This is a genomic window from Pseudomonas sp. MWU16-30317, assembly GCF_020515695.1.
Lineage (GTDB): Bacteria > Pseudomonadota > Gammaproteobacteria > Pseudomonadales > Pseudomonadaceae > Aquipseudomonas.
Genome location: NZ_JAIWJA010000004.1, coordinates 56,934 through 68,834, shown reverse-complemented (window position 1 = coordinate 68,834; position 11,901 = coordinate 56,934). Strand labels below are relative to the sequence as shown.

The following is an 11,901-nucleotide window of genomic DNA, read 5'->3' as shown; positions in this document are numbered from 1 at the left end:
TACGGTTTTGGGCAAGCTGTGCCGGCCTCTTCGCGAGCAAGCTTTGCTCCCACAGGTGTAAGGCCCAGGGCTGCTTGCACTGTGGGAGCAAGGCTTGCCTGCGAAAGCGCCAGTGGCTTCACCGCAGATCTTGCAGAGCCGCGTGGACAGTCCAAAGCCATGCACGCCTGGCTTATTTAAAGCCTATAAATGCGCGATCCGTGCATTCAATCTTATTTATATACACGGATACGTCATTCTTGCTATTTTGCGTTCGACTTTTGGACCCGCCGATTTCCGCCCCGCAACGTCGAGCGCCACATGACCACTGCAACCATCACCCCCTATCCCCACAGCCGTGGCGAAGACGCCATGGCCTTGCTGGTTGGCACGCTGCTGATCGCCTTCGGTCTGATGCTGGCGCGCGAAGGCGGGGTCATGACCGGTGGCACCGCCGGCATCGCCCTTTACCTGCATTACGCGTTCGGCTATGCCTTTGGCCTGACCTTCTTCATGATCAATCTGCCGTTCTATTATCTGGCGTTCCGGCGCATGGGCTGGGTCTTCACCCTCAAGACCTTCGCTGCCATCGGCCTGGTGTCGCTGTTCTCCGATCAGGTGCAGCATTTCATTACCCTGCAGCAGATCCAGCCGTTGTTCGCAGCGGTCATCGGCAACATCATTCTGGGGGTTGGCTTCATCGTGCTTTTCCGGCACCGTGCCAGCCTAGGCGGCCTGAATATTCTTGCGCTGTTCCTGCAGGCACGTTTTGGCTGGCGCGCCGGCTGGCTGCAGATGGGCGCCGATGTGCTGATCCTGCTGCTGTCGTTGACCATCGTGTCGTGGCCGATTCTGGCCATCTCGGTGCTCGGCGCCGTGCTGATCAACCTGATCATTGCGCTTAACCACCGTTCGGGCCGGTACCACGCCTGATGTCTGCCTTTTCTTGCTGGAGCTATTTGTATGCTTGACCACGTCAACTCCTACGCTGGCGATCCGATCCTGTCGCTGATGGACGCCTATCAGGCCGATGCCCGCGCCAGCAAGGTCAACCTCAGCATCGGCTTGTATTACGACGCCGAGGGCCGTATTCCGACCTTGCCGTCGGTGGCCGAAGCCCATCGCCGCCTGCTCTCGCAGGGTGAGCGTCCGGCGCTGTATCTGCCGATGGAAGGGCTGACGGACTATTGCGTGCAGGTGCAACGCTTGCTGTTTGGCGACCAATCGCCGGCGCTGCGCGAAGACCGCGTGGCAACGATCCAGACGGTCGGTGGCTCGGGGGCGCTGAAAGTCGGTGCGGATTTTCTGCGTCAGTATTTCCCGCAGTCGCAGGTGTGGGTCAGTGATCCCACCTGGGAGAACCACCATGCACTGTTCGGCGGCGCCGGGTTCACGGTCAACACCTATCCGTACTTCGACCCGAGCACCGGCGGCGTGGCCTTCGCCGCCATGCTCGCGGCCCTTGGGCAATTGCCGGCGCACAGCATCGTGTTGCTGCATCCCTGCTGCCACAACCCGACGGGCGCCGACTTGCAGCCGGCGCAGTGGGACGAGTTGATCAAGGTGCTGGCCGAGCGGGAGCTGATTGCGTTCCTGGACACCGCCTATCAGGGCTTCGGCGACGGCATGCAGGAAGATGCCTACGCTATCCGCGCCATGACGGCCGCCGGCCTGACGCTGGTGGTGAGCAACTCGTTCTCGAAAATTTTCTCCCTGTACGGCGAGCGCGTCGGCGGGCTGTCGGTGGTCTGTGCCAGCGCCCAGGTTGCGGCCAACGTCCACGGTCAGCTGAAGGCCACCGTGCGCCGCAACTATTCCAGCCCGCCCAGCCACGGTGCTCGCCTGGTCAGCATCGTGCTCAACGATGAAGCCCTGCGCACCCAGTGGCTGGCCGAGGTGGAAGAGATGCGCGTGCGCATCGGCGCGATGCGTACCCAGTTGGCTTCACTGCTGCGCGACACGTTCCCGGACGGGCGCCATGACTATCTGCTGCGCCAGAAGGGCATGTTCAGCTACACCGGCCTGAGCGCCGAGCAGGTCGCCCATCTGCGCCGCGAATGTGGCATCTATCTGATCGACAGCGGGCGCATGTGCCTGGCGGGCTTGAATGCCGGCAACGTCAAGGTGGTGGCTGAGGCGATCGCGCGAATCGATTGATTCGTGGGCAGGGCCCTCCCACAGTGCAAGCAGCTGCGAAGCCGTACACCTGTGGGAGCAAGGTTGCGCGTTCGGCCGCGAAGGGGTCGACGCAGTCAGATGGCCTGACGTTGTCCCATTCGAGGCTCGCCGCCGTGCAGGCTAGAGGGCTATCATTGCCTTTTTTGCGTAACGAGTGAGTCATTGCATGCAAGCCCAAAGCGGTACGCCCCGCCTGATCCTGTTGTTGGCCGCGCTGGCGGCTTTCGTGCCGCTGTCCATCGATACCTATCTGCCCAGCCTGCCGGCCATCGCCCGCGAGCTGGGCAGTTCCGCCGCGCTGGTACAAATGACCATCGGTGTGTTTCTCGGCGGCCTGTGCCTGGGCATGCTGGCCTATGGGCCGTTGTCGGATCGCTATGGGCGCCGTCCGCTGTTACTGGGCGGCATTGCGTTGTACATCGTCGCCAGCCTGGGGTGCATGCTGACGCAAAGCGTCGAGCAGCTGCTGGTCTGTCGTTTCGTCCAGGCATTGGGCGGTGCTTCGGCCTTGGTGCTAGCGCGTGCGGTAGTACGTGATCTGTTCCCTTTGGGGCAGGCGGCGCGGGTATTGTCGTTGATGCAGCTGATTACCATGGTCGCCACGTTGGTCGCGCCCATGACCGGTACCTGGCTGGTGTTGATCGACGGCTGGCGCAGCATCTTCCTGGCATTGTTGCTACTGGCCTTGATCTGCTGGCTGGCCACCGCGCTGTGGCTCAAGGAAAGCCACGTGCCCGCGCAGCGCAGCGCGAGCGTCGGCGTAGCGTTCGCCGGCTACCTGAGCGTGCTAGGGCATCGCCAGGCGATGTCGTTCATCCTGTGCATGGGGTTCTCTTCCGGCGGCATCTTTGCCTTTGTCACCGCGTCGCCGTTCGTGTTCATCGAGCATTTCGGCTTCTCGCCGCGCGCCTTCGCCTGGGTATTCGCGCTCAACATTCTGGGCATCATCCTGGCCTCGGTGATCAACGCGCGCCAGGTCAACCAGGTCGGGCCGTTGGCAATGCTCAAGGTAGGCGCCTGGGTCGCTGCGCTGGCAGGGCTGGCGCTCACGGCTGCCGGTTTGCTGGGTTGGGCGATACCGGCGGTGATCATTGTGTGCGTGGTGCTGTACATGACCACCGCCGGGCTGATCGGCGCCAACTGCACGGCGAGCCTGATGGCCCTGTTTCAGCGCCAGGCAGGCGCTGCGGTCGGCCTGGCAGTGGCGGTCCAGTTCGCCAGCGGCATGGCCTTCAGTTGGATGGTCAGCGCCTTCGCCGATGGCACGCCGGTCCCGCTGTGCGTCGCATTGGGCATCGGTGGTGTGGGATGCCTGCTGGGCTTTTGGGGTATCAGTGAGGAACAGGCCGAGGGTGAACCGGCTCGGCGATGATCGCTGATCCGCCTTTTGCGACACCATCTGCCCCTGTTCAATCCCTTGGCAACGGCGTAGAAATACGAATCTTCGTAGCGGCTTTTCACGAGAATTCGTATGACCGACGATGACTGTCTCAGCGGCTGGGCGGACCTGGCCTATGGGTCACGCCACATGGTGTTCGAACACTGCAGTGAAGCCATCGCGCTGCTTGATCCTTATGGAGATCGCCTGGGGGATCTCAACATCGCCGCGTGCCAGTTGCTCGGCTACCCGCGCCACGAGTTGCTGGCGCTGCCCGTGAGCAAGCTGTTTGGTCATCAACTGGCCGACCTCATCGTGTTCAGTCAGGCCGTGCTGGAAAAAGGCCGTGGCTGGACCGACGGGCTCAGTTGCAACTGCAAAAGCGGCGAGCGCATCGAACTCGAAATCAGCGCCACCACCCTCAGCATCAAGGGCCAACTGCAGATCATCCTGGTGCTGCACGAGCGCAGCGAAAAACAGTACCAGCGCGATCAGGCCGACACCGCACGGACCATGCGCGGCGGCCTGCTGGAATGGCGCAATATCCTCAACCTGTTCCAGGAATCGGAGCGCGACAACCAGTTGCTGCTCAGCGCGGTCGGGGACGGTATCTACAGCATCGACAATCAGGGCCTGGCGACCTTCGTTAACCCCGCCGGTGCGCGCATGCTCGGTTGGCAGCCCAAGGACATGATCGGCAAGAACATCCACCGCATCCATCACCACAGCCACGCCGACGGTTCGCACTATCCGGTCGAGGACTGCCCGATCTACCGCGCGGTGCACGACGGTGTGGTGCACGAGGGGCGTCAGGAAGTGTTCTGGCGGCGCGACGGCAGTTCGTTCCCGGTGGAATTCACCAGCACACCGGTGATCGCCGACAGCCGCATCGTCGGCGCGGTGGTAGTGTTTCGCGACATCACCGAGCGGCGCACCACCGAGCTGCAACTGCAGACCGCGCTGGATGAACTCAAGGATCTGAAAAAACGCCTGGAGGAGCAGAACGCTTACCTGCAGGAAGAAATCCACATCGAGCACAACTACCGCGAGATCGTCGGCCAGAGCGAGCCGATCCTCAAGATCATCAAGCAGATCGACGTGGTCGCGCCCACTGATGCCAGCGTGCTGATCCATGGCGAGTCGGGCACTGGCAAGGAGCTGATTGCCCGGGCGATTCACCAGGCCAGCAAGCGTAGCGGCCACCCGCTGATCCGGGTCAACTGCGCCGCGATACCGGCGGAGCTGTTCGAGAGCGAGTTCTTCGGCCACATTCGCGGCGCCTTTACCGGCGCGGTGCGGGACCGGGTAGGGCGCTTCGAACTGGCCGATGGCGGCACCTTGTTTCTCGACGAGATCGGCGAGATTCCCCTGGATCTGCAAAGCAAGCTGTTGCGGGTGTTGCAGGAGGGCCAGTTCGAGCGGGTCGGCGAGGAGCGTACACGCAAGGTCGATGTGCGCATCGTCGCTGCCACCAATCGCAATCTGCGTCACGAGGTGGAGGCCAAGCGCTTTCGCGAGGACCTGTACTTTCGCCTGAACGTCTTCCCGCTGCAGTCCCCGGCACTGCGCGAGCGCCCCATGGATATCGCGCCGCTGGCGTTGCATTTTCTCCAGCAGATCGGTGGGCGCTTGAACCTTACGGGGAGGCGCTTGTTGCAGTCCGATCTGGAACGCCTGCAAGGCTATCCGTGGCCGGGCAATATTCGCGAGTTGCAGAACGTCATCGAGCGGGCGTTGATTACCTCCCAAGGCCGAGACCTGAAAATCGATTTGCCGGAGGTTACCGCGCAGCCAGGCGTCAGTATGGCGATCAGCGCGACGCCGGAAATTCTCACCGACGAGCAGATTCGCCAGTTGGAGCGCGACAACACCCTGGCCGCGCTTGCGCAGTGCCACGGCAAGCTGTTCGGCAAAGGGGGCGCGGCCGAAATGCTTGGGCTCAAGCCCACCACGTTGGCGTCGCGGCTAAAGCGGTTGAACATCGAGGCGTGATGCGTCGAGCATGCGGGCCCCTTCGCCACTGAACGCGCCCCCTTGCTCCCATAACGGTGCAGTTCAGTTTGGTGGCGAAGGCGGCCTCGATGCCACCCTCGATGCCACCCAACAACCCCGGCATTCAGCACACCAGCCACGCCACTTGGCGGCTGGGAGGTTTATTGGCACTCCAGATCGGGTATAAATAAATATTCATGTATGTCGCTCGCCCTATGGCCGAGCGGTGTATCCCATGGCCGCTCGTGAACCGAGCAAGGACTGTGCATGCTGCAAGGTTTCGTCCGTATCGGGTGTGGGCAGTCAAGCGTTCGAGGCGCCCTGTTGCTGGCGATCGCCATCGGCCTGTGGGGCTGCGCGAGCAAACCCGCACCTTATCCTTTTGCCAACCAGCCGATAGGCACGGCCGAAGCGATGTATGCGGGCACGCTGAGCCCGGATATCGCCGTCAACACCTACCGCAATATCGACCGGCTGTTCCCCAGTCGCGTGATCAAGGCGGGCGGTCATGCCCAGCCATTGCCCTACGCCAAAACGCCCCTCACCGACATCAAGTTCACCTACCAGGGCCGCGCCTACAGCCTGGCCGAGTTTCTCGCGCTGGACAGCATCACCGGCCTGCTGGTGATCCGCGACGGCGAGATCGTCCACGAGAGCTACCAGCGCGGCAACACTGCGCAGACCCGCTGGATGTCGATGTCGGTGGCCAAGTCGGTGACCTCGACCCTGGCTGGCATCGCAATTCAGGAAGGCCGCATCAAGGGCCTCGACGCTCAGGTGGTCGACTACCTGCCGCAGCTCAAGGGCACGGCCTACGACGGCGTCAGCGTGCGCAATCTGTTGATGATGGCCTCGGGCGCGAAATGGAACGAAACCGCCACCGACCCGACCTCCGATCGCCGCGCTTTGCTGCGCCTGCAGATGGCCCAGCAACCGGGTGCGGCGCTGGTGCTGATGAGTCACCTGCAGCGCGCCAGTGCGCCCGGCACGGTGTTCAACTACAACACCGGTGAGGCCCAGGTGCTGGGCGAACTGGTGCGCGCGGCAACCGGCAAACCACTGTCCCAGTACCTGGCGCAAAAGGTCTGGCAGCCGTACGGCATGGAGGCCGATGCCACCTGGTGGCTGGATTCGCCCGACGGCACGGAAATCGGCGGCAGCGGTATCGCCGCCACCTTGCGTGACTACGGCCGTTTCGGCATGTTTTTCATGGACAACGGCCTGGTCGACGGTCGCACTATCCTGCCGCCTCATTGGGTCGCAGACGCCACCACCAGCAAGACGTTGGCCAACGGCAAGGAGGCCGGCTACGGCTATATGTGGTGGACCGCCTCGACCAAAGGCTCGCTGCAGGATCACGCCTACGCGGCGGTCGGCCTGCTGGGCCAGAACATCTATATCGACCCCGTGCAGAAGGTCGTGATCGTCACCTTCGCCGCCCAGCCCCGGCCGCTGAACAAGGACGCCATCAACCCGATGGTGTTTTTCGATGCGGTGGTCGATACCCTGCGCAAGCAGGATGCGGTCGGCCCGGTGGTCACAGCCGGGCGTTCTCGGCCGTGATGATCTGCAGCGCCACCTGGATGCGGTGGCGCTGCGCATCGAAGGGCTCGCCCGCCTGTAACGTCACCAACAGATTCATCAACGCTTGCGCCGTAGCGGTGGCTGGCGTGTCGATGACCGCGCGCACCAGGCCATCGCGCAACGCCTGATGGGAGCGGGCGGTGGACTCGGGCACGACGCAGCACAGCCGCGCGGGTAATGGCAGCTGGCGCAGTGCGCTGATGATGCCGTCGCCGCCACCCCCCACCACGCACAGCCCGCGCAAGTCGTCATGGCGGGCCAGCAGGTCGAGGGTGGCTTCCTCGCTGATGTCGCTGTTGTCCATGTTGATCAACGCATCAAGCAGGCGCAGGCCCGGCGCATGCTCGTGCAGGTAGCTGCGCAAGCCATCGACGCGGGTCTGATGGCCGATAAAGCGATGGCCGCCCAACAGCACGCCGACGCTGCCCTCGCGCGCACCGCAGGTATGGGCCAGCAGCCAGCCCAGCGTGCGACCGAACTCGTGGTTGTCGAGCCCGACGTAGGGTTCTTGAAAATGCTCGTCGATGTCCGACAGCAGGGCGACCACCGGCACTCCTGCGGCACGTATCTGGGCCAGGCACGCGTTGATCAGCGGATGGGTGTAACTGACCACCGCCAGCGCGTCGCATTGCACGGCGAGTTGCTCGATCTGCTCGACGATGGCGGCCGGGCTGCGGTCGTGGATGTACTCGAACTGGCAGGCCAGGTTGGCCGCGGGGTGATCGCGAGCCGCCTCGCGGATGGCGTTGGCGAGGTTGTTGTAGAAGTCCGGGGCGGTGCCCAGCAGCAGGATGCCGAAGCGGTAGCTGGGGCGCCGTTCGCGGATGCGCTGGCCGATCAGCCGCGCGGCGAAGTAACCGACGGCTTCTGCGGCGGCGAATACGCGCTGGGCAGTGTCCTCGGTGACCGGTGCGCGGGCATTGAGTACCCGGTCGACGGTGGCCACGCTGAGCCCGGCGAAGGCCGCGACCGTGGCGATGGTGGGGCGTTTCTTATTGTTCATGGCGGGGCCTGGATCAGGCCTTGAAAGAAAACTATCAAGGCGCATACGGCGCGAATGATAGCTTGAGAGGGAATGCCCTGCCAGTCTTGAGGGGCAGGAGGTGGCTGCCTATATTTCTGTTCAACGATGTGCACCGCATCGAAGCAAGTATTCCAATAATCAAACTTGCCGAGAACGACAACATGCCTGAAGACCGCTCCACCTTCACTCCCCGGGACTACAGCCTGACCGGCCCCGAAGCCCGGCGGGCCGCCGAAAACGGCCTGGTCTCTGCCACCTGGTACCAATCTCCCGTTCCCCGCAAGCGCCTCAAGGAGCTGATGCAGCGCAGTGATGGGCCGGCCCTGCGCGATACCGCGATCTGGTTCCTGAGCCTTGGGCTGAGCGCTGGCGGCGCCGTGTGGTTGTGGGGCAGTTGGGGCTGCGTGCCGTTCTTGCTGGTGTATGGCGTGCTGTATGGCTCGGCCTCCAATGCGCGCTGGCACGAATGCGGTCATGGCACGGCCTTCAAGACCCGCTGGATGAACGATGCGGTTTATCAGATAGCGTCCTTCATGACCCTGTTCGAGCCCCATGTCTGGCGCTGGAGTCATGCTCGCCATCACACCGATACCGTTATCGTCGGGCGTGATCCGGAAATCGTCGAGCCGCGCCCGCCGCAGCTCGGCAAGATGCTTCTCAACCTCACACAGATCCCCCACGCCTGGAACACCCTCGGTTCGCTCTGGCGCCATGCCCAGGGGCGCATGACCGATGCCGAGCAGACGTTCATCCCCGAATCCGAGTGGCCAAAAGTGACCTTTACCGCGCGCATCTGGCTGACGATTTTCGCCGCTACGGTAATGAGTGCCGCAGTGCTGGGCAGTTGGCTACCGGTCCTGCTGATCGGCACGCCGCTGCTGTACGGCGGCTGGCTGTCGTACCTGTTCGGCGTGTCGCAGCATGTCGGGCTGGCCGAGGACAGCCTCGATCACCGCAGTAATTGCCGGACTATCTACATGAACCCGGTGCTGCGCTTTTTATACCTGAACATGAACTACCACCTCGAGCATCACATGTACCCGATGGTGCCATACCACGCCCTGCCGAAGCTGCACGAAGCGATGCGCGATGACTGCCCAGTCCCTTATCCGAGCCTGTTCGCGGCCTACCGGGAGATCGTTCCAACGCTGTGGCGCCAGCGTCGCGACCCTGAGTATTTCGTGCACCGAGTGACGCCGCAGCGCCAGGCCTCGCCCGACACCGCCCATGCCGTGACCGGTTGACCTGATTGCACTACCCATAACAAGGAATACAGCCATGACCGAATTAGTTCTGATCAATCAATGGATCGATGTCTGCGCCGTGGACGATGTCGACGAAGAAGATGTGCTGCGCTTCGATCATCAGGACCACACGTATGCCGTGTACCGCTCGCCGGACAACGCCTGGTTCGCCACCGATGGCCTGTGCACTCACGAGAAGATCCACCTCGCGGACGGCCTGGTGATGGACCACGTGATCGAATGTCCTAAACACAACGGCCGCTTCGATTACCGCAATGGCAAGGCCCTCGGTGCGCCGGTGTGCGTGAACCTCAAGACCTACCCGGTGCGCGTCGAGCAGGGCAGAGTGCAATTGGCGATTGGAGCATGAGTATCGGGGTGTCGCGAATGGCCTCTTGCCGGCGCAGATGGGTCCAGGAGTGCGCATCATGATCAACCAACCCGAGACCATCATCATCGTCGGCGCCGGTCACGCCGGGGGGCGAGCGGCATTGACCCTGCGCGAAGAAGGCTTCGATGGGCGCTTGATCATGGTCGGTGACGAGGTGCATCTGCCCTACGAGCGGCCACCCTTGTCCAAGGGCCTGCTGCAGGGCACCGCGCAACTGCACAGCTACAGCCTGTGCGACGCCGCGCGCCTGGACCAGCTGGCCATCGAGCATATAGCCGGCCATAGTGCTACGCGGCTCGACACCGAGCGGCGGGAACTGCACCTGGACGATGGCCGTGTGCTGCCCTACGACGGTTTGTTGCTGGCCACCGGCGGGCGGGCGCGGCGCTTGCCGCAGGTGCCTGCGCACTGGCCCAACGTGCTGTATCTGCGCACCCATGACGAGGCCCTGTTGCTGCGCGACCATCTGCAGCCCGGCGCCAGGCTGGTGGTAGTGGGCGGCGGTTTCATCGGCCTGGAGGTGGCCGCGACCGCGCGGGCGCTCGGTTGCCAGGTGATCTTGCTCGAAGCCGGTGAGCGCCTGGCCGCACGGGTGTTGCCAGAACGGTTGTCGGCGGCGCTGCTGGCTTTGCATCAGGAACAAGGCGTAGACGTGCGCCTGGCCGTGAAGATCAGCGCCGTACTGGGCGCCGAGCGTGCCGCAGCCGTGCAGTTGGCCGATGGCTCACAGCTGGCGTGCGACCTGCTGGTGGTTGGCATCGGCATGCAGCCCAACGTCGATCTCGCCCGCGCGGGCGGGCTCGACATCGGCCAGGGTATCCAAGTGGACGCGTGCTTGGGCACCACCGCCGAGGGCGTCTACGCCGCCGGCGATGTGTGCGAGTTTCGCTTGCGCCCTGGCAGCCCGTTCCAGCGTCAGGAAACCTGGCGCAACGCCGAGGCTCAGGGCCGTCATGCCGCGCTCAATCTACTGGGCCGGCAACTGCCGTTCAGCGACTTGCCGGCGTTTTGGTCGGATCAATTCGCCTGGGGCCTGCAGACCGTCGGCAGTACCGGCAACAACGCGCCCGATGCCACCCGCGAACTGCCCAACGGGGCTTTTTTGCTGTTTTACCTTGATGGCGATCAGCGCCTGCAAGGTGTCAGTGGCTGGGGGCAGGGCGCCAGTATCGGCAAGGACATCAAGCTCTGTGAGCGGCTGATCCTCGACGGCAAAGTGCTGTCGAGCACCGAACTCGCCGACCCGGGCGTGTCACTCAAGCAACTGTTGCGAGGTTGAACATGAAAGCATTCGTGGTGTTCCAGTCGATGTGGGCAATGCTCGACCATCGAGGCCAGAACGACCTGCCGCTCGAAGCCCAGCTCGAGCAGATCGCTGCGGCGGGCTTCGACGGCATTACCGATCACTTCTACCAGCCTGCGGCGGTCCAGCGCCTGGCCACGGCCGCCCACGGCCTCGGCCTGCAGATCGAGGGCCAGCTGTTCCCGCGCACAGTCGATGATCTGGCAGCGGCGCTGGATGTGATCAGTCGTTACGGTTGTCATCACCTGACCTTGCAAGCCGATGTGCGTCCGCGCAGCCTCAAGGAGGCCATCGGGCTGATCGAGGGCTGGCAGCGCCTGGCCGAGCAGGTGGACTTCCCGGTGCTGATCGAGACTCACCGCTATCGCATCACCAACGACTTGATCTTTACCCTAGACCTCCTCGATGCGCTGCCGGATCTGAAACTGCTCGCCGACCTGTCGCACTATGTGGTCGGCCGCGAGCTGCCGACCCCGGCCGATCCGGTGGACGACGCACAGATCCGCCAGATTCTGCAACGCAGTTGGGCCTACCATGGCCGCGTGGCCAGTAGCGAACAGGTGCAGGTACCGATCAGCTTCGCCCAGCATCAGCCTTGGGTAGAGCAGTTCATGAGCTGGTGGCGCTATGGCTTTAGCGATTGGTTGGCGCGACCTGATACCACGGGCAGCCTGTCGTTTACCTGCGAACTAGGCCCGCCACCCTACGCCATTACCGGCGCCGATGGCCGCGACATCACTGATCGTTGGGCCGAGGCGCTGCTGCTCAAGGACCGGGTGCGGGCGTTGTGGCACGAGGTAGCGAATGGCTGACGGACACCTGTGTCAG

The 11,901-nt window shown here is 63.5% G+C and carries 10 protein-coding genes; 9 read left to right on the top strand and 1 reads right to left on the bottom strand.

Annotation, left to right across the window (positions count from 1 at the left end):
• Positions 1–300 precede the first annotated feature (300 nt).
• From LIX93_RS13300 to LIX93_RS13280, 5 genes are all read left to right on the top strand, one after another.
• On the top strand, positions 301–912 hold the full coding sequence (locus LIX93_RS13300; RefSeq protein ID WP_226504520.1) for a YitT family protein: 612 nt from the start codon (positions 301–303) through the stop codon (positions 910–912).
• 30 nt (positions 913–942) lie between these two features.
• Positions 943–2,136 (top strand): amino acid aminotransferase, encoded by a 1,194-nt coding sequence (locus tag LIX93_RS13295; RefSeq protein ID WP_226504519.1) that lies wholly within the window; start codon positions 943–945, stop codon positions 2,134–2,136.
• A gap of 187 nt (positions 2,137–2,323) precedes the next feature.
• Positions 2,324–3,529 carry a multidrug effflux MFS transporter gene (locus LIX93_RS13290; protein ID WP_226504518.1) on the top strand — a complete coding sequence of 402 codons (1,206 nt, stop codon included), beginning with the start codon at positions 2,324–2,326 and terminating at the stop codon, positions 3,527–3,529.
• Between the two features lie 99 nt (positions 3,530–3,628).
• Positions 3,629–5,527 (top strand): sigma 54-interacting transcriptional regulator, encoded by a 1,899-nt coding sequence (locus tag LIX93_RS13285; RefSeq protein ID WP_226504517.1) that lies wholly within the window; start codon positions 3,629–3,631, stop codon positions 5,525–5,527.
• A gap of 267 nt (positions 5,528–5,794) precedes the next feature.
• Entirely contained in the window at positions 5,795–7,090 is a 1,296-nt protein-coding gene (locus LIX93_RS13280; RefSeq protein WP_226504516.1) for a serine hydrolase, read from the top strand.
• On the opposite strand, the gene LIX93_RS13275 is transcribed toward LIX93_RS13280, so the two are convergent.
• Positions 7,065–8,114, bottom strand: a complete 1,050-nt coding sequence (locus LIX93_RS13275; protein WP_226504515.1) for a LacI family DNA-binding transcriptional regulator — start codon at positions 8,112–8,114, stop codon at positions 7,065–7,067. The genes LIX93_RS13280 and LIX93_RS13275 overlap by 26 nt on opposite strands.
• Before the next feature lie 182 nt (positions 8,115–8,296).
• Between LIX93_RS13275 and LIX93_RS13270 the strand changes: the two genes are divergently transcribed.
• The 4 genes from LIX93_RS13270 to LIX93_RS13255 are packed head-to-tail and all read left to right on the top strand — an operon-like array spanning position 8,297 to position 11,885.
• A complete protein-coding gene (locus tag LIX93_RS13270; protein WP_226504514.1) occupies positions 8,297–9,379 on the top strand; it encodes a fatty acid desaturase family protein in 1,083 nt (360 codons plus the stop codon).
• Between the two features lie 49 nt (positions 9,380–9,428).
• Positions 9,429–9,749: a MocE family 2Fe-2S type ferredoxin gene (locus LIX93_RS13265; RefSeq protein WP_226504895.1), complete on the top strand. Its 321-nt coding sequence runs from the start codon at positions 9,429–9,431 to the stop codon at positions 9,747–9,749.
• A 58-nt stretch (positions 9,750–9,807) separates the two neighbouring features.
• Entirely contained in the window at positions 9,808–11,049 is a 1,242-nt protein-coding gene (locus LIX93_RS13260) for an FAD-dependent oxidoreductase (protein ID WP_226504513.1), read from the top strand.
• 2 nt (positions 11,050–11,051) lie between these two features.
• The gene (locus LIX93_RS13255) at positions 11,052–11,885 is read left to right on the top strand and encodes a sugar phosphate isomerase/epimerase (RefSeq protein ID WP_226504512.1); all 834 of its coding nucleotides are present in this window, start codon (positions 11,052–11,054) and stop codon (positions 11,883–11,885) included.
• Positions 11,886–11,901: the final 16 nt, after the last annotated feature.